Source organism: Rhodanobacter sp. GW835-FHT13D09, from assembly GCF_058793995.1.
The window spans coordinates 151,176-175,552 of the sequence record NZ_JBXAGL010000004.1 but is presented as its reverse complement, the minus strand read 5'-3'; the positions used below and the strand labels follow the sequence as shown (position 1 = coordinate 175,552).

General features: G+C 68.2%; 17 protein-coding genes. 12 read left to right on the top strand and 5 right to left on the bottom strand.

Annotated features, from left to right (window positions below; translation table 11 throughout):
• The first annotated feature begins 160 nt into the window (after positions 1-160).
• The 4 genes from AC1Q5A_RS08045 (at position 161) to AC1Q5A_RS08030 (ending at position 9,488) form a co-directional block, all read left to right on the top strand.
• A complete protein-coding gene (locus AC1Q5A_RS08045; protein ID WP_492699990.1) occupies positions 161-2,383 on the top strand; it encodes a TonB-dependent receptor in 2,223 nt (740 codons plus the stop codon).
• Positions 2,384-2,546: 163 nt separating this feature from the next.
• A complete protein-coding gene (locus AC1Q5A_RS08040) occupies positions 2,547-3,569 on the top strand; it encodes an extracellular catalytic domain type 2 short-chain-length polyhydroxyalkanoate depolymerase (protein WP_492699988.1) in 1,023 nt (340 codons plus the stop codon).
• Between the two features lie 805 nt (positions 3,570-4,374).
• Positions 4,375-7,683 carry a PAS-domain containing protein gene (locus AC1Q5A_RS08035; protein WP_492699986.1) on the top strand — a complete coding sequence of 1,103 codons (3,309 nt, stop codon included), beginning with the start codon at positions 4,375-4,377 and terminating at the stop codon, positions 7,681-7,683.
• Positions 7,684-7,874: 191 nt separating this feature from the next.
• On the top strand, positions 7,875-9,488 hold the full coding sequence (locus tag AC1Q5A_RS08030; protein WP_492699984.1) for a glucosyltransferase domain-containing protein: 1,614 nt from the start codon (positions 7,875-7,877) through the stop codon (positions 9,486-9,488).
• Between the two features lie 54 nt (positions 9,489-9,542).
• Here AC1Q5A_RS08030 and AC1Q5A_RS08025 read toward each other — a convergent pair whose 3' ends face one another.
• Positions 9,543-10,202 (bottom strand): response regulator transcription factor, encoded by a 660-nt coding sequence (locus tag AC1Q5A_RS08025; protein WP_492699982.1) that lies wholly within the window; start codon positions 10,200-10,202, stop codon positions 9,543-9,545.
• A gap of 151 nt (positions 10,203-10,353) precedes the next feature.
• Between AC1Q5A_RS08025 and AC1Q5A_RS08020 the strand changes: the two genes are divergently transcribed.
• The 3 genes from AC1Q5A_RS08020 (at position 10,354) to AC1Q5A_RS08010 (ending at position 13,301) form a co-directional block, all read left to right on the top strand.
• Complete coding sequence (locus tag AC1Q5A_RS08020) at positions 10,354-12,144, top strand: 3-hydroxybutyrate oligomer hydrolase family protein (RefSeq protein WP_492700188.1); 1,791 nt, start codon at positions 10,354-10,356, stop codon at positions 12,142-12,144.
• A 76-nt stretch (positions 12,145-12,220) separates the two neighbouring features.
• Complete coding sequence (locus AC1Q5A_RS08015; protein WP_492699980.1) at positions 12,221-12,730, top strand: peptidylprolyl isomerase; 510 nt, start codon at positions 12,221-12,223, stop codon at positions 12,728-12,730.
• Positions 12,731-12,869: 139 nt separating this feature from the next.
• A complete protein-coding gene (locus tag AC1Q5A_RS08010) occupies positions 12,870-13,301 on the top strand; it encodes a YidB family protein (protein WP_492699978.1) in 432 nt (143 codons plus the stop codon).
• 119 nt (positions 13,302-13,420) lie between these two features.
• On the opposite strand, the gene AC1Q5A_RS08005 is transcribed toward AC1Q5A_RS08010, so the two are convergent.
• Positions 13,421-13,687 (bottom strand): GlsB/YeaQ/YmgE family stress response membrane protein, encoded by a 267-nt coding sequence (locus AC1Q5A_RS08005; protein WP_492699976.1) that lies wholly within the window; start codon positions 13,685-13,687, stop codon positions 13,421-13,423.
• Between the two features lie 212 nt (positions 13,688-13,899).
• Between AC1Q5A_RS08005 and AC1Q5A_RS08000 the strand changes: the two genes are divergently transcribed.
• From AC1Q5A_RS08000 to prpE, 3 genes are all read left to right on the top strand, one after another.
• Entirely contained in the window at positions 13,900-15,099 is a 1,200-nt protein-coding gene (locus AC1Q5A_RS08000; RefSeq protein WP_492699974.1) for a pyridoxal phosphate-dependent aminotransferase, read from the top strand.
• Positions 15,100-15,188: 89 nt separating this feature from the next.
• The gene (locus tag AC1Q5A_RS07995; protein ID WP_492699972.1) at positions 15,189-16,172 is read left to right on the top strand and encodes a malate dehydrogenase; all 984 of its coding nucleotides are present in this window, start codon (positions 15,189-15,191) and stop codon (positions 16,170-16,172) included.
• 163 nt (positions 16,173-16,335) lie between these two features.
• Positions 16,336-18,231, top strand: coding sequence for a propionate--CoA ligase (gene prpE / locus AC1Q5A_RS07990; protein WP_492699970.1), 1,896 nt, complete (start codon positions 16,336-16,338; stop codon positions 18,229-18,231).
• 100 nt (positions 18,232-18,331) lie between these two features.
• Here prpE and ahpF read toward each other — a convergent pair whose 3' ends face one another.
• The 3 genes from ahpF to AC1Q5A_RS07975 all read right to left on the bottom strand — a co-directional run bounded on the left by ahpF (position 18,332) and on the right by AC1Q5A_RS07975 (position 22,074).
• A complete protein-coding gene (gene ahpF, locus AC1Q5A_RS07985) occupies positions 18,332-19,921 on the bottom strand; it encodes an alkyl hydroperoxide reductase subunit F (protein ID WP_492699968.1) in 1,590 nt (529 codons plus the stop codon).
• Positions 19,922-20,052: 131 nt separating this feature from the next.
• Positions 20,053-20,616 (bottom strand): alkyl hydroperoxide reductase subunit C, encoded by a 564-nt coding sequence (ahpC, locus tag AC1Q5A_RS07980; protein ID WP_492699966.1) that lies wholly within the window; start codon positions 20,614-20,616, stop codon positions 20,053-20,055.
• A gap of 231 nt (positions 20,617-20,847) precedes the next feature.
• Entirely contained in the window at positions 20,848-22,074 is a 1,227-nt protein-coding gene (locus AC1Q5A_RS07975; RefSeq protein WP_492699964.1) for a citrate/2-methylcitrate synthase, read from the bottom strand.
• Positions 22,075-22,196: 122 nt separating this feature from the next.
• Here AC1Q5A_RS07975 and prpB point away from each other — a divergent pair, with 122 nt between their 5' ends.
• Both prpB and prpC read left to right on the top strand, forming a co-directional pair.
• Positions 22,197-23,081 (top strand): methylisocitrate lyase, encoded by an 885-nt coding sequence (gene prpB / locus AC1Q5A_RS07970; RefSeq protein ID WP_492699962.1) that lies wholly within the window; start codon positions 22,197-22,199, stop codon positions 23,079-23,081.
• Between the two features lie 115 nt (positions 23,082-23,196).
• Positions 23,197-24,342 carry a bifunctional 2-methylcitrate synthase/citrate synthase gene (gene prpC, locus AC1Q5A_RS07965; protein ID WP_492699960.1) on the top strand — a complete coding sequence of 382 codons (1,146 nt, stop codon included), beginning with the start codon at positions 23,197-23,199 and terminating at the stop codon, positions 24,340-24,342.
• The last annotated feature ends 35 nt before the right edge of the window (positions 24,343-24,377 follow it).

Sequence of the window (24,377 nt, the reverse complement as noted above, 5' to 3'; positions counted from 1 at the left end):
GCCGGGACAATGGCCCCGGAGTATCCGCAGCGCCAGTCGCTGGCGGCACTGTACGAAGGTACAAGTGTCCGTCCTCTGGCGGATGCCTAAGCTCGCTTCATCGGCACCCATCATCGATGGCTGCGTCCACTGTCGGTCACACCACAGGAAAGGGGAAACCATGAAGCGCACGTACCTGAGTCTGGCGATCGGCCTGGCCACCGGACTGCTGTCCGCAGCACCGTTGTATGCGCAGCAGGCCGCCGGCACCGGCGGCAAGCCGGCGAAGACCACCGGCGTCAAGCAGCTCGACCAGATCACGGTGACCGCGCGCAAGCGCGAGGAGACCCTGCAGGACGTGCCGATCGCGGTCAGCGCCTTCACCGCGCAGTCGCTGGAACGGCAGAACGTGCAGAACCTGGCCGACCTGCAGGGCAAGGTGCCTTCGTTGCAGATCTACGCCGCGCGCGGCTCCAACACCACGCTCACCGCCTACATCCGCGGCGTCGGCCAGGCCGACCCGACCTGGGGCTTCGATCCGGGTGTGGGCATTTATCTGGACGACGTCTACCTGGCGCGTCCGCAGGGGGCGGTGCTGGACGTGTTCGACGTCAGCCGCATCGAGGTGCTGCGTGGCCCGCAGGGCACGCTGTACGGCAAGAACACCATCGGCGGCGCGATCAAGTACGTCTCCAACCCGCTGCCGGTGAAGACCGAGGGCTCGGTGGAGGCCACCGTCGGCACCCACGGCGAGAAGGACGTCAAGGCCAGCCTCGGCGGCGCCAGCGCGGACCAGGTGTGGCGCGGGCGCATCGCCTACGCCAGCGGGCACAACGACGGTTTCGGCAAGGACCTCCTCAGCGGCAGCCGCAACGGCAACAAGAACAGCAACTCGGCGCGCGCCACGCTCGGCTTCTTCCCGTCCAGCCAGTTCAATGCGCAGCTGTCGGTCGACGGCGTGCGCGACAACTCCAACCCGCGCGGCGCCAAGATGCTGACGGTGAACAAGCTGGACCGGGCCTACCAGCCGCTGTCGAGCGACTTCGACACCCGCAGCGGCTTCGCCCAGCTCAACCATACCAAGCTGTACGGCACCGCGCTGACGATGAACTGGATCGCCAGCCCGAACTGGTCGCTGAAATCCGTGACCGCGGTGCGAGGTTCCTCGACCGACACCAACATCGACTTCGACACGCTGCCGGAGAAGATCGCCGACGTGAACGCGGTCTACAAGGACCATCAGTTCAGCCAGGAGCTGCAGGCCAACTACGACGCCGGCGGCAGCCTGCACGGCGTGTTCGGCGCGTACTACTTCGACGGCCACGCCGACGGCGAGATCCACAACATCTTCCTCGGCTCGCCGCCGTACTCCACGCTGCACCTCTCGCAGTACGGCAGCACCGGCGGGCGCATGGGCACCAGGAGCTACGCGGGCTACGGCGATTTCACCTGGGACATCAATTCCAGCTGGAGCCTGGACGTGGGCCTGCGCTACACCCACGAGACCAAGACCGCGCTGATCCAGAACTTCGGCTTCTCGGACGAGACCTTCACCACCCGGACCAGCACGCTGGCCAACTTCAGCGGTTCCCACGCGACCAGCAACGTCTCGCCGAAGGTCTCGCTGGACTGGAGCGTGAGCGGGCAGGTGAAGCTCTACGCCAGCTACTCGGAGGGCTTCCACTCCGGCGGCTACAACATCCGTGCCAACTGCGTGGCGGTGCCCAGCTCGTGCCGCCCGATCGACGACGAGAAGGTGCAGTCGTTCGAGCTGGGCAGCAAGATGACCTTCCTCGACGATGCGCTGATGATGAACACGGCGCTGTTCCACAACCTCTACACCAACATCCAGCTGTCGGTATTCAGCTCCTACACCTTGCCCAACGGCAGCCAGGGCTTCTTCGGCGATTTCACCAATGCCGGCAAGGGCCACATCGACGGCCTGGAGGAGGAGTTCGCCTGGAAGCCGGCCGAGAACTGGACCTTGCGCGGCAACGTCGCCTACCTGCACACCAAGTACACCGAGTACATGACCCGCGGTGTCAACATCGCCGACCGGCAGAAGTTCACCAACGCGCCGAAGTGGTCCGGCGGCCTGTCGCTGGAGAACACCACGCCGCTGTCCGACGGCGGCAGCATCAGCGCGCGGGTGAACTACACCTACCAGTCAATGGTGTACCCGGAGACCACGCTGTCGCCGCTGATCGCCCAGCCCGCGTACGGCCTGTGGAACGCCGGCGTGATCTGGCAGATCAACCAGCCGTGGTCGCTCAGCCTGCAGGGCACCAACCTGGCCAACAAGTCCTATCGCACCACCGGTTACAACATCGGCGCGCTGGGCATCTACACGGGCTTCTACGGCGCCCCGCGGATGGTCACGCTGAGCGCGAAGTACCGCTTCTGACGCGATCGTTTCTCCCCGCCCCGCGGGAGCGCCCAGCGCTACCGCAGGGCGTTTTTTCCCGCTGCCGCCACGGGTCGGGACGGGTACCATCGCGGTTCCGGCCGCCTCCGCGCGGCTTCACGGCTCCGGCCGATACTTGCCGGTCCGCCAACGGAGAACGTGCATGCGCAACACCCTCGGCCTGCTGGCCCTGCTGCTGGTCGCGCCGCTGGCCCGCGCGGGTGACGCGCCGCCATTGCCGACCCTGAAGATCGACGCCTCGCGCAGCGCCGTGGTGGGCCTTTCCTCCGGCGCCTATATGGCGGCGCAGGTGCAGCTGGCCTACCCGGAGCTGTTCCCCAATGCGGCGATCGTCGCCGGCGGCCTGTACGGCTGCGCCGGCGGCAAGCTGGAGGTGGCACTGGGCAGCTGCATGAAGGGCGTGCCGGCGCCGGACGTCGGCGCGCTGGTGGCCAGCGCCGGCAGGCGCTCCGCCGCCGGCGAGCTCGGTGCGTTGAAGGACCTCGCGCACGCTCGCGTCTACCTGCTGCATGGCAAGGACGACGCGCTGGTGGCACCCGCGGTGGCCGATGCGGGCGCGCAGTTCTACCGGCGGCTGCGCGACGCCACGCCGGGGCTGAAGGGCATGCAGGTGCATGACGACGGACAGCGCGCGTTCGCGCACAACCTGCCGGTGGCCGCCAGCGGCGACGACTGCGACAAGTCGGTGGCGCCATACCTGGGTCGCTGCGGCTTCGACGCGGCCGGCGAGATTTTCGCGCAGATGTTCGGCAAGCCGCCGCGCGCGGCGGGCAGGGCGCAGGGCGAGCTGCGCACGTTCGACCAGGATGCGCTGCGCCCCGGCGGCGCCGATGCGTTCCTGGCCGACACCGGCTACGTCTACCTGCCGCCGGCCTGCCTGGCCGGCAAGCCGTGCGGCATGGTGGTGGCGTTCCACGGCTGCAAGCAGAACGCCGCCGCGGTGGGCAAGGCCTTCGTCGAGGATGCCGGCTTCAACCGCTGGGCCGACGCGTATGCCGTGGCGGTGCTATATCCTCAGACCCGCGCAAGTTTCGCGCCCTTGAATCCGCAGGCATGCTGGGACTGGTGGGGATACTCCGGAGCCGACTACGACACACGCCAGGGCGTGCAGTTGCGCTGGGTGGTGAATGCGGTGCGCGCTTTGGGTTTGCCTGCCGGCCATTGATCGCATCCCATGCCGATGGTCTCGACGTTGTAGGAACGGACCTTGTCCACAAGGGGCTTCCTTCGGTCGTGCGCGATGCTCTTGCTCTTGCTTTGTTCGGAGCGAAAAGCATCAGAGGCAAGAGCTTTCGTGCGCCTTCGGCGCGCGAGTTACTTTCTCTTTGCGTGGCCAAAGAGAAAGTAACCAAAGAGAAAGGCCACCCCGCTTACGCGCCTTGCGGGCATCCTGCCCGCAAGGTCCGCGGCCGGGTTCCGGGGTTTGTCGACAGGGCATCCTGCCCTGACGACAAACTGGTTCGCATCCATGCGAACCACCCTGCGGGCTTTTCCTCCACCCGTCCGCCGCTTCAGAGGGGACCCCGGGTAGAGCGGCGCGCATCCTGCGCGCACTTTTCGGAAGAGCCAGGTCAAGAGCAGAGCAGAAGCAGGGCGACGCCTTGTTGTTGCTTCGGCCTTTCGTCTTTCCACCGAGTGCGGGCCAGGATGGCCCGCTGCTCTACCCGGGGCCCCTGTGCGGCGGTGAGTCGGGGTCGACAGGCCGCGCAGCGGGAGCCGACAGGGATGTCGGCTCCTTTTCGCGCGGGCAGGAGCCCGCTCGAAAAGCCCGGCCCCGGCTCACGGACTTGCCGCCCATGGATGGGCGGCAAGCGCCAAGCGGGGTGTCGTTTTCTCTTGGTTACTTCTCTTTTGGACAAGCAAAAGAGAAGTAACTCGGCCTCCGCAGGAGGTCGAAAGCTCTTCGCTCTGAACCAGCTGGGCGTGATCGAAGCGTTGCGGCTAAAGCCACTCGCGCAAGCGCAAACACCATGCTGAGCGCCAGCATCATCGCCGTCGCCGCGCTGTGCTGGCTCGGCCTGCTGTTCGGCGTGGCCCTGCTCGGCGAACGCCGCCCCCACATTTTCGAGAAGCGCTGGGCGATCGTGTACGCGCTGTCGCTGGCGATCCACTGCACCTCGTGGACGTTCTACGGCACCGTGACCCAGGCCAGCCGCTCGGGCTGGTGGCTGCCGCCGACCTTCGTCGGGGCGATCCTGATGTACCTGTTCGCGCTGGGTTTCCTGCGCCGGATGGTGCAACTGGTGCGCGAGTACAACGCCGGTTCGCTGGCCGACCTGATCGCGGTGCGGCTGGGGCGGCACCCGGGACTGGCGGCGCTGGTCACGGTGGTGGTGGTGATCGGCATCGTGCCGTACATCGCGCTGCAGCTGAAGGCGGTGGCGATGAGTTACGGCATCCTCAGCCACGGCCAGCTGGCCGAGTCCAGCCCGTGGCAGGACAGCGCGCTGTACGTGGCATTGCTGATGGCGCTGTTCGCGATGCTGTTCGGCACCCGACGCGCCTCGACCATGGCGCACAACCGCGGGCTGGTGCTGGCGATGGCGTTCGAATCGCTGTTCAAGCTGGGCGCGATGCTGGCGCTGGGCACGCTGCTGTTCGCCGCGTTGCCGGCGGATCTGCCGGCGAACGTGCCGGTGCCGCCGGACAGCAGCGGCTTCCCGGCGCTGATCCTGCTCGGCGCGCTGGCGATGTTCACCATGCCGCACCAGTTCTACGCCGGCATCGTGGAATGCCGCGAGGATGGCCAGCTGCGCACCGCGCGCTGGCTGTTCCCGCTGTACCTGCTGCTGATCTCGCTGCCGATCCTGCCGTTGGCGCGGCTGGGCGACGCGTGGCTGGGCGCGAGCGGGGTGTCGTCGGACATGTACGTGCTGGCGCTGCCGCTGGCGCGCGGCGAACACGGGTTGGCGCTGGTCGCTTTCCTCGGTGGCCTGAGCGCCGCCACCAGCATGGTGGTGATCGCCACGCTGACCCTGAGCCTGATGGTGGTCAACCACTTCATCGCACCGCTGCGGGTGCGGGCGGGCTGGGGTCGCGACGAGCACGGCGATCTGCGCGGCGAACTGCTGAACTACCGGCGCGTGGCGATCCTGGTGGTGATCCTGCTGGCCTGGGCCTACAGCCGGCTGCTGGCGGGCAATGAGGCGCTGGCCGACATCGGCGCGATTTCGTTCTCCGCGCTGGCCGGGCTGACCCCGGCGCTGCTGGCCGCGGTGTACCGGCCGCAACTGGGCTCGCGCGCGGTCATGGCCGGGCTGGCCGCCGGCACCCTGGTGTGGATGTATGCGGTGCTGCCGGCATTGCTGTCGTCCATGCCGGCGTGGCTGCACAACGGCCCGTTCGGCCTGCACTGGCTGGCGCCGGACGGCCTGCTCGGGCTGGGCAACTGGAACCGGCTCGGTCGGGCCGTGGCGGTGAGCCTGCTGGTCAACGTCGCGGTGATGCTGGTGATGGCCGGCTCGCGCTATGGCAGGGTGGCGCGCACGGTCAGCGTGGGCGATGTCGGTCTGGTCGAACTGCGCGCGCTGGCGGCGCGCTTCCTGCCGCCGGAACGGGTCGAGTACCTGTTCGCCAGCACGCCCGCGGCGGGGCCGGCCGGCAGCGCGCGGGTCGCCGAGGTCGAGCACGAACTGGCCGCGGTGATCGGCGCCGCCTCCGCGCGCCTGTTGCTGGAGGTGGTGCATCGGCAGGGCCGCGACGACCTCGATACGGTGGTCGCCATCGTGGGCGAGGCGGCGCAGGACCTGCGCTTCAACCAGCGCGTGCTGGAGGCGGCGCTGGAAAACATGAGCCAGGGCATCTGCGTGGTCGACGCCGAGCTGCGCCTGGTGGCCTGGAACACGCCGTACGCGCGACTGTTCGACTATCCGCCGGAGATGTTGCAGGTGGGCCGGCCGGTGGCCGAGCTGACCCGCCACAACATCGATACCGGCATGCTCGGCCCGGGCGAGGTGGAGCAGCGCGTGCAGCGCCGGCTGGCGCACATGCGCGAGGGCACCCGGCATCTGTCCGAGCGTCGCTTTCCCGACGGCACCATCGTCGAGATCCGCGGCAATCCGATGCCCGGCGGCGGCTTTGTCGCCACCTTCACCGACGTCACCGCGTTCCGCCAGACCGAGGCCGCGCTGAAGCGCGTCAACGAGACGCTGGAACTGCGGGTGGAGAAACGCACCCGCGAACTGGCCGCGGCCTCGGCCGAGGCGCAGGCGGCGAACGAAGCGAAGAGCCGCTTTCTCGCCGCGGTCAGCCACGACCTGATGCAGCCGCTGCACGCGGCGCAGCTGTTCGCCCACTCGTTCACCGAAAGCGGCACCGGCGGGGCCAGCGTGCGGCATCTCAACGGCGCGCTCGCTGCCACCGAAGGCCTGCTCACCGGGTTGCTCGACGTGGCCCGGCTCGAGGGTGGCCGCCTGCATCCGCAGCCGCGCGCGTTCGCGCTGGCCGAGGTGCTGGATCCGCTGGCCGCCGAGTTCCGTGCCATCGCGATCGACCGCGGCGTGCGGCTGGACGTGGTCGGCACGCGCGCCTGGGTGCGCTCCGATCCGCAACTGCTGCGCCGGGTGCTGCAGAATTTCCTGTCCAACGCGCTGCGCTATGGCGAACGTGGCCGCGTGCTGCTCGGCGCGCGTCGGCGCGGTGTGCAGCTGCGCATCGAGGTGTGGGACACCGGCCCCGGCATCGCGCCGGAAGAGCAGCGGCTGATCTTCCAGGAGTTCCGTCGTGGCAGCGCCGCTGGCGGGCAGGGCCTGGGACTGGGACTGTCGATCGCCCAGCGGATGGCCGACCTGCTCGGCCATCCGCTCGGGCTGCGTTCCTGGCCCGGCCGCGGCAGCGTGTTCCATGTCGACACACCGGTGACGCAGGCCGTGGCGCGATCCGCGCCGCCCGCGCATGCGCCACAGCCGCTGCCTGCCGGCCGCGCCTTGCTGCTGGACAACGAACCGGCGGCGCTGGCCGCGCTTGGCAGCCTGCTCGCCGGCTGGGGCTGGCACGTCCACGTCGCCCGCAACGCCGAGCAGGCGCTGGCCGCACCGTGGCAGCCCGACCTGCACATCCTCGATTTCCATCTCGACGGCGGGCAGACCGGGCTGGACGTGTGGCATCTGTTGCGCGCCCGCTACGCTGACGTGCCCACCGTGATGCTCACCGCCGACCGCGACGGCGAATTGCGCCAGCGCCTGCTCGAAGCCGGGGTGGGGGTGCTGTACAAACCGCTGAAACCGCTGGCGTTGCGGCAGGTGCTGCAGCGGGTGATCGCGGGCGCGGCGCGGGCCTGACCGGCATGGCGGCGACCCTGGGCACTTCCGGTCGCCCGTGTCGATCCCTCATCATTCCGGCAGGGCGATCCAAGCGGCGGCGCCCATTTTCCGGTGGAATTTCCGATGCGGCAGACATGGCTGACGACGTGGGCTGATACTCCCCGAGACGCATGCGGTGCCGTGGGCGCCGCAGCAGCGAGCCCTGCACCATGAGCCAGCCGATGCCGCAGGACATGCCCGGCGCTGGCGCCGCCGCTTCACGGCGCGCCGGCCGCGGCGTCTTCGTCATCCTGCTCGCGCTGTACGTCCTGGTCCTTTACCCGATCCTGCGCGCGAACCGTTATTACATGGACGACCTGAAGCGCGCGCTGATCGGCCATACCGGCTGGGATTCCAATGGCAGGCCGCTGACGACCCTGCTGATGAAACTGCTGCAGTGCTACGACTCGGCGCTGGTCGACCTCTCCCCGCTGATCCAGATCGGCGCCGTCGTGGTGCTCGCGTGGGCTGGCGTGATGATCGCGCGCCGCTACGCCATCCGTTCGCCGTGGGTGGCCGCCCTGGTGGCGTTTCCGCTGGGTGCACAGCCGTTTTACCTGGAGAATCTTTCCTACAAGTTCGATGCCCTGAGCATGAGCATGGCGATGCTGCTCGCCCTGCTGCCGCTCATCGCGCTGAGGGACAGCCGCAGCGGATGGTGGTGGGGCGTGCTGGCGATTTTCGCCAGCCTCTGCTTCTACCAGGCCGCCATCAATGCCTATCTGATCTTCGTGCTGCTGGAGGTGGTGCTCGCCCAGTTGCACGGGGAGGCATTGCGGCGCTGGACCAGGCGGCTCCTGGCACGGGCAGGGCAGGTCGGCCTCGCCATGCTGGTCTATCAGGTGCTCGTCGGTATCCACATCCACGGCTGGGTGAAGCAGAAGGCCGAGCCGATCCACGGCTTGCACGACCTGCCGCTGATCAAGGACAACATCATCGATTTCTACGGGTTCATCGGCAGCAGCTTCAACCGCCACTGGTGGATGTATCTCGCCCCGGTCCTGGTGTTGCTGGCGCTGTTTCCCGTCGCGATCGGTCTGCGTTATGCGCGGCGGGTTCGCCACGCGCATCCGGCCTGGGTCGGCGCGATGCTGTTCGCGGCCAGCTTCGCGCTGCCGCTGGCGGCGCTGCTCTGCGTGGCGGGGCCCATGCTGGTGCTGCTCAAGCCGGAGATCGAGCCGCGCGTGCTGGTGGGCGTGGGCGCCCTGCTGGCGGCGGCATTGATCGTCATGCAGGCGGCCCTGCGGCAATGGCGTCGCTCGGCGCGGTGGGTGGTGGCCGTCGCCGGCATGCTCGCCCTCGGCATGTGCGCCATCGCCAGCGTCTACGGCAATGCCATGGGCGAGCAGAAAAACTACGAGGAGCGGATTGCCGCGCGACTGGCCGACGACCTTGCCGAGCTGGGAGCCGCCGGGCCGCTGCGCGGCTACCTGCTCGACGGCACGGCGGGATACGCGCCCCCCGCGGCGCACGTCGTGGAGCAGTTCCCGCTGGTCCGCGCGCTGGTGCCGATCTATCTTTCCGTGGACGACATGTTCGCCAGCCACAATTTCCTCAACTACTACGTCCCCGAGCTGGTGGACATGCGCTTCCGGACCGACTCCGTGGCGACGCAGCGGGTGACCGCCATCCTGGCGGAGGCCTGCGCGGCGCCGGTGGCTCGCCGCACCCGCGCCTACACCCTGCGCCTGGTGGGCGATACCGTGGTGGTGACGTTCGGCTCCGTGCTTGCGCAGCGTTGCGCCGGCGGCACGGGCGCCGGCGCGAGCCTGCCCCGGATGTAGCGGGCGGGCGGCGGATGCGTGGCGCGATGCACGGCGATCGGCACCGCGCCGCGCTCAGGCTTCCCGCGTTGGGGTTTCCAGGTCCAGCGAGCGCAGCGCCATCCCGGCCTGGGTCCGGTTGCGCACCTTCAGTTTCTCGAAGATGGCGGTGACGTGCGCCTTGACCGTGCGTTCCTGGATACCCAGGCGGTCGGCGATCTGCTTGTTGAGCAGGCCTTCGGCGAGCAGTGCCAGCACGCGCGACTGTTGTTCGGTGAGGCGGGCGAGGCGGCGGGCGAGATCGGTGTCGACGGGGTCGGCCGGCAACGCGGCGACGGCGTCGGCGAGGCCGGGCGGCAGCCAGCTGCCGCAGTCGAGCACGCTCCTGATCGCGCTGCCGATTTCGGCGGGGCCGGCACTCTTGGGAATGAAGCCGGCGGCGCCATGGTCGAGTACGCGGCGCACGATGCGCGGGTCGTCGTGGGCGGACACCACCAGCACGGCCACGCCGGGATGCTGCCCGCGCAACGCGGCGAGCCCGGACAGGCCGCGGCTGCCGGGCATGTGCAGGTCGAGCAGGACCAGGTCGGTATCCGGTTCGGCGGCCAGCGCCTCGAGCACGCCGGACAGGTCGGCGGCTTCCTGCACACGGCAGCCGGGCAGGCTCTCGCCGGCGGCCAGGCGCAGCGCGGCGCGGAACAGCGGATGGTCGTCGGCGATCAGCAGGGCGGTCATCCCCCGAAGTTAACGGGCCGCGGCGGCCGCGTCGAGTTCGGCGCATGGACTTTCGTACGATGGCGGTCGCCGATGCGCTTGCTAGGGTGACTGGATGAAGAACTTTTCCCGCATTTCTCCGCTGCTGTTCTTGTTCGCCCTCGTATCGGTCATGCTGGCGGGGTGTGCCGGCCACGGAACGAGGAGGGAATCCGCCATGCGTGAGGTCGATTACGGCAACGTGCGGGTCACCGAGCATCGTGGCCCCGACGATCTGCTGAGCGCGGGGCTGGGCCTGGCGGGACTGGCGGGCCTGCCGTCGCCGTTCGCCAATCCGCTGGCTCCCACCGCGGAGGAACTGCGCCGGCGCGCGATCCAGGCCAGCTGGAAAGGCATCGCCGACCTCGGCCCACTGGGTGGTTACGGCACGGTCTACGGCGCCGTGCCGGACGTGCCGGGGCGCGAATACCAGGCGTTCGCGCGCATCCCCGGCGCCCGTTCGCCGCATCGCGTGCTGCTGCAGCTGCCGGACCACTTCGATCGGCAGAAACGCTGCCTGGTGGTGACCGCCTCGTCCGGTTCGCGCGGCATCTATGGCGCGATTGCGCTGGCAGGCGCCTGGGGCCTGCCGCACGGCTGCGCGGTGGCATACACCGACAAGGGCACCGGGGCGGGTTACTTCGATTACGCCGACGACAGCGGCGTGGCGCTGGACGGCCGTCGCGCGAAACGCGGCGAGGCGGAGCTGGAATTCCAGCCGCCGCCGGCGTCGCCCGCTGCGGGTATCGCGGTCAAGCATGCGCATTCGGGCGACAACCCCGAGGGGGACTGGGGCCGCCACGTGATCCAGGCGGCGCAGTTCGGGCTGGCCATGCTCGACCGCGCGTTTCCCGGCGAAGCGCCGTTCACGCCGCAGAACACGAAGATCATCGCCGTCGGCATCTCCAATGGCGGCGGCGCCGTGCTGCAGGCGGCGGGACTGGACCAGGAACACTTCTTCGCCGGCGTGGTGGCGCTGGAACCTAACGTGCACGTGAAGGACCGCGGCCGTGCACTGTACGACTACGCCACCGAGGCGGCGATCTGGTTGCCGTGTGCGTTGAGCGCAGCGCCTTTTGCGCCGGTGCCGCTGGCGCGCGGACCGCGCGGCGTGCCGTTGTCGGCCTGGCCGATCCGCTGCGCCAGCCTGCGCGTGCAGGGCAAGCTCGGCGGCAACACCTTGGCCGTGCAGGCGGAGCAGGCGCGGCAATACCTGCACGCGCGCGGCTGGACCGACGAGGCGATGCAGACGGCGGCCAGCACGACCGCCTTCGACCTGTGGCGGGTGATCGCCGCGGGTTACGCCTCCGCCTACCTGCGCCGTGGTGCCACGGACATGCCGTGCGGCTTTCATTACGCGGCGATCGGTGCGGGCGGGCTGCCCGGCGTGGCCGATCCGGTGACGCGGGCCAGCTGGTGGGCGGATGGCTCCGGCATTCCGCCGGGCAATGGCATCGGCCTGTTCGGCGGCATGAACGTCTCGGCCGATCCCGCCCTCGTCGGCAGCGAGTGCCTGCGCGCGCTGTGGACCGGCGACGACCACGAATCGCAGATGCTGCACGCCGCCGTCGCGGCCACTGCGGCGAGGCTGCCGCGCCGCGACCTGCCGCTGTGGGTGCTGCACGGCGCCGGCGACGGCCTGCTGCCCACCACATTCAGCTCCGAACCGTACGTGGCGTGGCTGCGCGACGAGGGGCGCCACCCGATCTACTGGAAGGTGCCGCACGCGCAGCACTTCGATGCGTTCCTGGTGCTGCCCGGTTTCGGTGAGCACTACGTGCCGCTGCTGCCGTATGGCTATGCCGCGCTGGACCGGTTGTGGGCGCACCTGTACGAAGATGCGGCGTGGCCGCTCGACGCGCCGGCGCCGGCAGCGCGGCCGCGGGGTGCCGGGCCGCTGGCGCGAGGCATGCTGGGTCTGTAGAGGGCGCTGGGTTATCCTTGACCAACCCCGTGCCGGCGCCCCGGCGCGGAGCAGCTTTCAAACCCAAGGATTTGCGATGACCATCAACGTCACCTTCACCACCAACCGCGGCCCGATCCACCTGCGCCTGCATGAAGACAAGGCGCCGGTCACGGTGGCCAGCTTCGTCAACCTGGCCCGTCGCGGCTATTACGATGGCCTGTCGTTCCACCGCGTGATCGCCGACTTCATGATCCAGGGCGGTTGCCCCGAGGGCAGCGGCCGCGGCGGCCCGGGCTACAAGTTCGAGGATGAGTTCAACCCGTCGCTGCGCCATGACAAGCCGGGTGTGCTGTCGATGGCGAATGCCGGCCCGCGGACCAATGGCAGCCAGTTCTTCATCACCCACGGTCCGACGCCGTGGCTGGACGGCAAGCACAGCGTGTTCGGCGAGGTGGTCGGCGCGGCCGACATGGACGTGGTCAACGCGATCCGGCAGGACGACACGATCGAGAAGGTCACCGTCGAGGGCGACGTCGACGCGTTGCTGGCGGCGCAGGCCGATCGCGTGGCGGAATGGAACGCGGTGCTCGACCGGCGCGGCTGAGTTTTCGTCACGGATGCGCAGGAAACCGCCGGTTCCAGCCGGCGGTTTCTTTTTGTGCGCGAACGTCATGACAAATACGGTTTCGCGTGCCTATGATCGGCTGGCTACGCACCCATTCACTTGATGAAGGAGAACGACCATGTCATTTCTCGACAGCTTGCTCGGGGGACAGGGGCAACAGGCCGGTGGTACGGGTTCGCTGGTCGGCGTGGCCGGCCAGTTGCTGCAGCAGGCGGGTGGGGTGCAGGGCTTGGCCAGTATGTTGCAGCAGCATGGGCTGGGCGATGCCGTGCAGTCGTGGATCGGCACCGGCGCCAACCAGCCGGTTTCTGGCGAGCAGCTCGGCCAGGCGCTGCAGAGCGGCGGCATGGGCTCGGTGGTGCAGGAAGCTGCCAGCAAACTCGGCGTCGACCCCAGTGTGGTGCTCAATGGTTTGTCGCAGGTGCTGCCGCATGCGGTCGATCACCTGACGCCGGACGGCCAGGCTCCGGCTATCGGCCAGCAGGGCGGTGGTTTCGACCTCGGCATGCTCGAAGGCCTCGCCGGCAAGCTGCTCGGCAGCAAGGCCTGAAGCGGCTGGCCTGAAAGCGGAGCGGTTCACTAAAGAAAAAACGGCGGGAGTTATCCCGCCGTTTTTCTTTTTGCACGGTCAATCGGGGTGGACGCTTGCGCCCCGGTTGCCGACGAAGCTCAGTGCACCACGAAGTGCACGACCAGCAGCAGGATGACGGCGCCCACGATCGACATCAGGAAGCCGGCGGTATGGAACTTGGAGTCGGGTGGCGGCGCGCTGATCATCCTGCCGATCAGGCCACCGATGACCGAACCCACGATGCCGACGATGGCCGTCAGCCAGAAGCCGAGGTGGATGTCGGCATGGAAGATGTGGACGAGGAGAAACTTGCCGATCAGACTGACGAAGAAGCCGACGATGATGGACCATATCAAGTGGAGCATGGACATCTACCTCCCGGGTTGTTGTTGATTCGACCAATTCCACCAGCGACCGTGTGCACGATGGTGCGGCGGCGTCCGCATCATGCATGGAGTTGCCCGGATTACGCCATAGGCGCCTGATCCCGCAAGGTTTTGCGGATCGCTGGATGCCGCAGTGCCGCATGCTAAAATTCCCCGGTTTGCAGACCTCACCCACTGCCGTCGAGGAACCCATGCCCCAGCTCGCCCAGCGCGTCGGCCGCGCCAAACCCAGCGCGATCATGGTGATTGCCGAGAAGGCGAAGCAGCTCAAGGCTGCCGGCCGCGACATCATCAGCTTCTCCATCGGCGTGCCGAATTTCCTGCCGGGCGAGCATGTATACGCCGCCGCGCGCGAGTCGCTGTCGCACGACTCCGGCCAGTACGGCAGCAACCGCGGTGCCGAGGCCCTGCTGGATGCGTTCCTCGGGCATATCGAGGCGCTGGGTTTCACCGGCTACACGCGGATGAACCTGTCGATCGGCATCGGCGCCAAGCAGGTGCTGTACAACCTGGCCGAGGCACTGCTGGACGAGGGCGACGAGATCTGCTTCGCCGCGCCGTACTGGACCACTTACCGCGACATCGCCGACATCGTGGGTGCGAAGGCCAACGTCATGCACTGCGGGCCGGAGCAGGACTACAAGCTCACCCCGACCCAACTGGACGCCGCGCTGGCGCGCAAGCCGAAGGTGTTCCTGTTCAACAACCCGTCCAACCCCACCGGTATGGTCTATAGCGCCGGGGAGATCGCGGCGCTGGCCGACGTGCTGGCTAAGCACCCGGACACCTGGGTGATCACCGACGACATCTACAACTCGATGGTGTTCGACGGCATCGGCTACCACAACTTCGTGTTCGCCAGGCCCGAACTGCGCGGGCGGGTGATCTTCGTCGATTCGGTATCCAAGACCTACGGCATGCCAGGCTGGCGCGTGGGCCTGATGGCTGGCCCCGAAGCGGTGGCCAAGGCGGTCACCACGCTCAATTCCAACCACATCACCAGCCTGCCGGAGGTGATCACGGCGGCGGCGGTGGCGGCGTTCAGCGGCCCGCAGGACGTCCCACGGGCAAAGTGCGCCGAGTTCGCCGGCAAACGCGACCTCGTGGTCGCCGCGCTGGGCGCGATTCCCGGCGTGGCCTGCCCGCGGCCGCAGGGGGCGTTCTACGCGTTCCCCGACATTTCCGTGGCGTTCGGCAAAAGCCACCATGGCACGAAGATCAACAACGACGTGGAGTTCTGCGCCGCGCTGCTGGAGGCCAAGGGCGTCGCCTGCGTGCCGGGCTCCGCTTTCGGCGAACCGCGCGCGATGCGCATCTCCTACACCTGCCCGACCGCACAATTGCAGCCGGGCCTGCAACGAATCCAGCAGTTCTTTGCCGAACTGACCTGAAAACATGGATCGGGAGCCGGGCATGGGGAAATCGCCCCATGCCGATCTCCCGATCCCCCTTCCGATTCCCTTTTTACGGAGATCAAATGATGAAAGCCCCCGTTCGAGTTGCCGTCACTGGTGCCGCTGGCCAGATCGGTTATGCCCTGTTGTTCCGCATCGCCGCCGGCGACATGCTGGGTCCGGACCAGCCGGTGATCCTGCAGCTGCTGGAAATCACCCCGGCGCTGCCGTCGCTGCAGGGCGTGGTGATGGAACTGAACGACTGCGCGTTCCCGACCCTGGCCGGCGTGGTCGCCACCGATGACGCCAACGTCGCGTTCAAGGACGTCGACTACGCGCTGCTGGTCGGCGCCCGTCCGCGCGGCCCCGGCATGGAGCGCAAGGACCTGCTGGAGGCGAACGGCGCGATCTTCGGCCCGCAGGGCAAGGCGCTGAACGCACATGCCAAGCGCGACGTGAGGGTGCTGGTGGTGGGCAACCCGGCCAACACCAATGCGCTGATCGCCCAGCAGAACGCTCCGGACCTGGATCCGAAGTGCTTCACCGCGATGGTCCGCCTCGACCACAACCGTGCCATGAGCCAGCTGGCCGAGAAGACCGGCAAGCACAACACCGACGTGAAGAAGATGACGATCTGGGGCAACCACAGCTCCACCCAGTATCCGGACCTGCACCACGCCCTCGTCGACGGCAAGCCGGCGCTGTCGCTGGTCGACCAGGCCTGGTACGAGGGCGATTTCATCCCCACCGTGCAGCAGCGTGGCGCGGCGATCATCAAGGCGCGCGGCGCTTCCTCGGCCGCGTCGGCCGCGTCGGCCGCGATCGACCACATGCGCACCTGGGCGCTGGGCACGGAAGAGGGCGACTGGGTCTCGATGGGCATTCCGTCGGACGGCTCCTACGGCATCGCCCCGGGCGTGATCTACGGCTACCCGGTGACCGTGAAGAACGGCAAGTACGCCATCGTGCAGGGCCTGGAGATCAACGCGTTCTCGCGTGCCCGCATGGACACCACCCACAAGGAGCTGCGCGAGGAGCGCGCCGGCGTCGAGCACCTGTTCGCGAAGTAAGCGAGTACGCAGGTTCTTCGCAGACGAAAGAGGGCGGCCATGGGCCGCCCTCCTGCTTTCTGCCCCGGGCTGCTCCCGGCCATCGACGACTACGACCATCGTCGCGATGATGCGGCCGCCGGCGTGTTCTAGGCTTGCTGCAACGAAGCCCCGGAGCCCGCCCATGCGTTACGAGGATTTCTACCGGCAGTCGATCGACGAGCCGGAGCAGTTCTGGGCCGAGCAGGCGCGGCTGATCCACTGGGATACGCCGCCGCGGCAGATCCTCGACCAGTCGAATCCGCCGTTCCGGCGCTGGTTCGTCGGCGGCACCACCAACCTCTGCTACAACGCGATCGACCGGCACCTGGCCGAACGCGCGGAGCAACTGGCGCTGGTGGCGATCTCCAGCGAAACCGATATCACCCGCGAATTCACCTACCGCCAGCTGCATCGCGAGGTGAACGTATTCGCCGCCGTGCTGCAGTCGCTGGACGTGGGCAAGGGCGACCGCGTGGTGATCTACCTGCCGAACATCGCCGAGGCGGTGTTCGCGATGCTGGCCTGCGCGCGCATCGGCGCGATCCATTCGGTGGTATTCGGCGGCTTCGCCGCGCACAACCTGGCGCTGCGCATCGACGACGCGCAGCCGAAGCTGCTGGTCTGCGCCGATGCCGGCATGCGCGCGGGCAACGTGATCCCGTACAAGCCGCTGGTCGACGCGGCGCTGAACGAGTCCTCCGCACCGCCGCCGCACGTGCTGATCGTCGACCGCAAGCTGGACCCGCAGATGACCCGGGTGGCCGGGCGCGACCTCGACTACGCCGAGCTGCGTGCGCGCCACGAGGGTGCCGAAGTGCCGGTGGCGTGGCTGGAATCGAACGAACCCAGCTACCTCCTGTACACCTCCGGCACCACCGGCAAACCGAAGGGCGTGCAGCGCGACGTGGGCGGCTACGCCGTGGCGATGGCGTTGTCGATCCGCACCGTGTTCGACATCGCGCCGGGGCAGGTGATGTTCGCCACCTCGGACGTGGGCTGGGCGGTGGGACATTCCTACAACGTCTACGGACCGCTGATCGGCGGCGGCGCCTCGCTGCTGTACGAGGGCCTGCCCACGCGACCGGATGCGGGCATCTGGTGGCAGCTGTGCGAGCGCTACAAGGTGCGCACCATGTTCTCCTCGCCTACCGCGATCCGCGTGCTGAAGAAGCAGGACGAGAGCTGGCTGAAGAAGTACGACCTGTCGAAGCTGAAGTGGCTGTTCCTCGCCGGCGAGCCGCTGGACGAGCCGACCGCGCAGTGGATCACCGACGCGCTCGGCGTGCCGGTGATCGACAACTACTGGCAGACCGAGACCGGCTGGCCGGCGATCACCCTGATGCCGGGGCTGGAGCTGAAGACGGTGAAATTCGGCTCGCCCGGCCTGCCGGCGCCGGGCTACCGGATGAAGGTGATCGACGAGAATACCGGCAAGGAAGTCGCCGCCGGCAGCAAGGGCGTGCTGGTGTTCCAGCTGCCGCTGCCGCCGGGCTGCCTGACCACCGTGTGGCGCGACGACGACCGCTACGTGCACAGCTACTTCAGCCACTTCCGCGAGCTGTTGTACAGCTCGCTGGACTGGGCGGTTCGCGACGAGGACGGCTACACCTTCGTGCTCGGCCGCACCGACGACGTGATCAACGTGGCCGGGCACCGCCTCGGCACGCGCGAAATCGAGGAGTCGGTGGCCAGCCACCCGGCGGTGGCCGAGGCGGCGGTGATCGGTGTGAAGGACGAGCTGAAAGGGCAGGTACCGATCGTGTTCGCCACGCTGAAGCAGGATGCCGGCGACGGCGCCCATGCGGTGGCGAAGGCGATGCAGCAGCGCGTGGTCGACCAGCTCGGCGGCGTGGCGAAACCGTCACGCGTCTACGTGGTGAACGCGCTGCCGAAGACCCGCTCCGGCAAACTGCTGCGCCGTTCGCTGCAGGCGCTGGCGGAGCAACGCGACCCGGGCGATTTGTCCACGCTGGACGACCCGGGCGCGCTCGACGACATTCGCCGTGCATTGGAGCGTGGCCCCGACCAGGGCAGCTGATCTGCTGCGTAGGGCGGGCAATGCCCGCCGGGTTCTGCTTCGTGCAGCGGTTGGCAGGGAATCAGGAGCGGCGGGCGGTGCCCGCCGTGCGACGCTGCGGTCAGGCCGCTACCGCCTTCTTTTCCACCGCGGCCAGCGGGCTGCGGATCAGGTGGTCGAACGCGCTCAGCGCGGCGGTGGAGCCGGCGCCCATCGCGATCACGATCTGCTTGTACGGCACGGTGGTGGCATCGCCGGCGGCGAACACGCCGGGCAGCGAGGTCTGGCCGCGCGCGTCGATCACGATCTCGCCGCGCGGGCTGAGTTCCAGCGTGCCCTTCAGCCATTCGGTGTTCGGCAGCAGGCCGATCTGCACGAAGATGCCGTCCAGCGCGACGCTGTGCATCACGCCGTCGGTACGGTCCTTGTAGACCAGACCAGTGACCTTCTGCCCGTCGCCGAGCACCTCGGTGCTCTGCGCGCTGACGATGACGTCGACGTTGGACAGGCTGCGCAGCTTGCGCTGCAGGACTTCGTCCGCACGCAGCCTGCCGTCGAATTCGACCAGGGTGACGTGGGCCACGATGCCGGCCAGGTCGATCGCCGCCTCCACGCCGGAATTGCCGCCGCCGATCACCGCCACGCGCTTGCCCTTGAACAGCGGGCCGTCGCAATGCGGGCAGTAGGCCACGCCCTTGTTGCGGTACTCCTCTTCGCCAGGCACGCCCATCTGCCGCCAGCGCGCGCCGGTGGAAAGGATCACGGTCTTCGACTTCAGCGTGGCGCCGTTGGCCAATTCGATCCCGATCAGCCCGCCCGGTTCGCTGGCCGGTACCAGCTTTTCGGCGCGCTGCAGGTTCATCACGTCCACGTCGTAGTCGCGCACGTGCTGCTCCAGCGCCGCGCCCAGCTTCGGGCCCTCGGTGTAGGGCACGGAGATGAAGTTCTCGATCGCCATGGTGTCCAGCACCTGGCCGCCGAAGCGTTCGGCCGCCATGCCGGTGCGGATGCCCTTGCGCGCGGCATAGATCGCCGCTGCCGCGCCGGCCGGGCCGCCGCCGACGACGAGCACGTCGAACGCGTCCCTGGCCTTGATCTTCTCGGCCTCGCGGGTGCCGGCGCCGGTGTCGAGCTTGGCCAGGATCTGCTCCAGGCTCATGCGGCCCTGGTCAAACAGTTCGCCGTTGAGATAGACGGTGGGTACCGACATCACCTGGCGCGCCTCGACCTCGTCCTGGTACAGGGCGCCGTCGATGGCCACGTGCCGGATCTTGGGATTGAGCACGCTCATCAGGTTCAGCGCCTGCACCACGTCGGGGCAGTTCTGGCAGGACAGCGAGAAATAGGTCTCGAACTGGTAATCGCCGTCGAGATTGCGTACCTGCTCGATCACGTCCGCGGCGGCCTTGGACGGATGTCCGCCGACCTGCAGCAGGGCGAGCACGAGCGAGGTGAATTCATGGCCCAGCGGAATGCCGGCGAAGCGCACGCCGATGTCGCTGCCGACGCGGTTGATTGCGAACGAGGGCTTGCGTGCGTCGTCGTCGCGGCGCACCAGGCTGATCCGGTCGGACAACGAGGCGATCTGCTCGAGCAGCTCGTTCAGTTCGGCGGACTTGGCACTGTCGTCAAGGGACGCAACGATCTCGATCGGCTGCGTGACCTTTTCCAGATAGGCCTTCAACTGGGTCTTGAGGTTGGCATCCAACATGGCGGACTCCGTGGGTTTTTTCGGGGTGTGCGTGGCGAGCACCCGGGCGAACCCGGGCGTCGCGTTACGTTGTGTCTCGGTGAATCGGATCCGGGAGAACCCCGGATCCGGCGCGCAATGCGCGAGGCGAATCAGATCTTGCCGACCAGGTCCAGCGACGGCGCCAGGGTCTTCTCGCCTTCCTTCCACTTGGCCGGGCAGACTTCGCCCGGATGGGTGGCGACGTACTGCGCGGCCTTGACCTTGCGCAGCAGTTCCTTGGCGTCGCGGCCGATGCCGCCGGCGGTGATCTCGACGATCTGGATCTTGCCCGCCGGATCGATCACGAAGGTGCCGCGATCGGCGATGCCGTCGGCTTCGATCAGCACGTCGAAATTGCGCGAGAGCTGGTGGGTCGGGTCGCCGACCATGGTGTACTGGATCTTCTTCACCGCGTCGGAGGTGTCGTGCCAGGCCTTGTGCGCGAAGTGGGTGTCGGTGGACACCGAGTAGATCTCCACGCCCAGCTTCTGGAACTCGGCATAGTTGTCGGCCAGGTCCTCGAGTTCGGTGGGGCAGACGAAGGTGAAGTCGGCCGGGTAGAAGAACACGACCGACCACTTGCCCTTCAGGTTGGCGTCGGTGACTTCGATGAACTTGCCAGCCTTGAGGGCCTGGGCCTTGAACGGCTTCACTTCGGTATTGATCAAAGACACGTTGCAGTCTCCGTTGGTGGTGGATGGGTGAATCGATGGGGTTGATTGTAAGGATTGCCAACGATTGGTCCAATTGATTATCGAGATTGAACGAATTGACCAATCCTATCGATGGGCTCCGCTTCCGGCGGAGCCCGGCAGGCCGGCGGCACTGTGCAGGCGGGGGACGGGCGACATCGTGCGAAAGCCGTGCCGGTCCCATGGAGATGGGTGGTTACGGGGTTGCGGCCTTCAGCGCTGGCGCGCCGGCATGGTGCCGGCATAGTTCGCGCGGGGGCGGATCAGCCCGCCGGCCTCCTGCTGTTCCAGCGCATGTGCCAGCCAGCCGGCCATGCGCCCGGCGGCGAACAGCGACAGCGCCGCGTCCGCATCCTGGCCGTGCAGCAGGGCGATCGCGGCCAGTGCGAAATCCAGGCTTGGCGCGCGTCCGCTGCTTGCGGCCGCCGCGTCCACCAGGCGCTGCACGCGCGCCATGCCCGGCAGCCGCGGGCGCGAGCCGGCCAGCATGTGCAACAGCAAGGCGGCGCGCGGGTCGCCGTCCGGATACAGCGGATGGCCGAAGCCGGGAAGCTCGTCGCCATGACGCAGGCGCTCTCGCACGCAATCCGCGGGATGGCGTGCGCGCAAGGCCTGGCGGATCAGCGCATAGGCGCGGGCGGCAGCGCCGCCATGCTGCGGGCCGGAGAGCGCCGCCAGCCCTGCGCCGGCGGCCGCGTGCAGACTGGCGCCGGTCGAGGCCGCCACGCGGGTGGCGAAGGCGGAAGCATTCAGTTCGTGGTCCGCGCACAGCACCAGGGCGCTGCGCAGCAGGGAGGCGGCATGCGCGTCCGGGCGGCGCCAGTCCGCGGCGAACAGTTGGTGGATTGGGCGCCGGTCCGGCCTGGTTGCGCAGAGCAGGGCGGCCGTCTCGCGCAACAGCCGGGCGGCGCCCTCGCGGCGCTGCAGCGGATCGGTGCTGTGCGCATGTGGCGCGGTGAGCGCCAGCAGCGGCAGCGCCGCGGCGGTGCGCTCCAGCGGTGGCACGCCGCGTCGGCGTAGCAGGCCCTGCACGACGGGTGGCCATGCGGCGAGCGGTGGCGCGGCAAACGGATCGTGGTCGCCGCATTCCCATAGCAGCGTCGCGGCTTCCTCCAGGCTGGCACCGTCCCGAGCCAGTTCGATGGCCGATTGCCCGCGGTAGTAGTGGCCGTGCGGCCGGATCAGCGAGATCCGCGTCTCCAGCACCGGCAGCCCCCAGGTGAGACTGTGCGCCGCGCCCTGCGCGGCGCCGCGGCCGGCCTGGCGGTGCTCGATCAGGCGCTCGATGTCCTCGGCCCGGTATTCGCGACTGCGGCCGTCCGGGCCGGGGCGCGAATCGACCTTGCCGCGGCTGACGTAGGCATACAGCGTGGCCAGGCTGATGCCGAGCCGGGCGGCGGCGTCGCGGGCGGGAAGGTAGACGGTGCGCATGGCAGACATATTGATCGTTTAGATCAAGATTGATCAATATGTTTGGCGGGCGCAGAGTAGCCGCCGTCCGATGCGCTGCGACATGGGCGCGGCGGCGCATCGCCTACAATGTGAGGTTTCGGAGAACCACCATGTCCCCACTCGACTCTGCCGGCGCCCGCTTCCGGGCCGCGCTTGCCGCTGAATCGCCACTGCAGGTGATCGGCGCGATTACCGCCTATGCCGGCCTGATGGCCAGGCGCGTGGGCTACCAGGCGCTGTACCTGTCCGGCGGCGGCGTGGCTGCCAATTCGCTGGGCATGCCGGATCTGGGCATCAGCACGATGGAAGACGTGCTCACCGACGCCCGTCGCATCGTGGACGCCACCGGCCTGCCGCTGCTGGTCGACATCGACACCGGCTGGGGCGGCGCCTTCAACATCGCGCGCACCATCCGCAATTTCGAGCGTATCGGCGTGGCTGCGGTGCATATCGAGGACCAGGTAGGCCAGAAGCGCTGCGGCCATCGCCCCGGCAAGGAGGTGGTGCCGAAGGAGGAGATGGTCGACCGCGTGAAGGCGGCGGTGGACGCGCGCACCGATCCGGGCTTCGTGATCATGGCGCGCACCGACGCGGCGGCAGTCGAGGGCATCGATTCCGCGATCGAGCGCGCGGTGGCCTACGTCGAGGCCGGCGCCGACATGATCTTCCCCGAGGCGATGAAGACGCTGGACGACTATCGCAAGTTCAAGGCGGCGGTGAAGGTGCCGATCCTGGCCAACCTCACCGAGTTCGGTTCCACGCCGTTCTTCACCACCGAGGAACTCAGGAGCGCGAACGTGGACATCGCGCTGTACTGCTGCGGCGTCTACCGCGCCATGAACAAGGCGGCGCTGAACTTCTACGAGACGGTACGCCGCGAGGGCACCCAGAAGAACATCATCGACACCTTGCAGACGCGCGAGGAGCTGTACGACTTCCTGGGCTACCACGCCTACGAGGACAAGCTCGACGCGCTGTTCGCCCAGAAGGGCTGACGCCGGCCATGTAGGAGCGCACCCAGCGCGCGAAGAGCGTTCGCGCACCGGGTGCGCTCCTGCAGAAACACATCGTTCCACCATTTGAAATCCCCTGCATCACTGGAGACATCCGATGAGCGAGCAAGTCCTTCCCAAGGCCAAGAAATCCGTGGCGCTGTCCGGCGTAGCGGCAGGCAACACGGCCCTGTGCACCGTCGGTCGCAGCGGCAACGACCTGCATTACCGCGGCTACGACATCCACGATCTGGCGGCGAAGGGCTGCTTCGAGGAAGTGGCGCACCTGCTGGTCTACGGCGTGCTGCCGAACTGGACCGAGCTGCAGAACTACAAGGCCAGGCTGAAGCGCCTGCGCGGCCTGCCGGCGCCGGTCAAGGCAGCGCTGGAACTGCTGCCCGCCGCCACCCATCCGATGGACGTGCTGCGCACCGGCTGCTCGGTGCTGGGCACCGTGCTGCCGGAGAAGGACGATCACAACGTCACCGGCGCGCGCGACATCGCCGACCGGCTGATGGCCAGCTTCGGTTCGATGCTGCTGTACTGGTACCACTTCAGCCACAACGGCAAGCGCGTCGAGACTGAGACCGACGACGACTCCATCGCGGCGCACTTCCTGCACGTGCTGCACGGCAAGGCGCCCAGCGAACTGCACGCGAACGCGCTGGACAAGTCGCTGGTGCTGTACGCCGAGCACGAGTTCAACGCCAGCACCTTCACCGCGCGCGTGATCGCCGGCACCGGCTCGGACATGTACTCGGCCCTCACCGGCGCGATCGGCGCGCTGCGCGGCCCGAAGCACGGTGGTGCGAACGAGGTGGCGATGGAGATCATCGCGCGCTACCGCAACGCGAACGAGGCCGAGGCCGACATCCGCGCCCGCGTCGAGCGCAAGGAGATCGTGATCGGCTTCGGCCACCCGGTCTACACGGTGTCCGACCCGCGCAACGTCATCATCAAGGAGCTCTCGCGCAAGCTGTGCACGGACGGCGGCAACCCGGTGCTGTTCGAGGTGTCCGAGCGCATCGAGAAGGTGATGGGCGAGATCAAGAAGATGTTCCCCAACCTCGACTGGTACTCGGCCAGCGCCTACCACATGATGGGCGTGCCCACCGCGATGTTCACGCCGCTGTTCGTGATCGCGCGCACCTCCGGCTGGAGCGCACACGTGATCGAGCAGCGCCAGGACGGCAAGATCATCCGCCCCAGCGCGAACTACACCGGCCCGGAAGACCAGGCCTACGTGCCGATCGACAAGCGTTGAGCATGCGCGGGAACGGGCGCGAAAAGGGAGTCGAT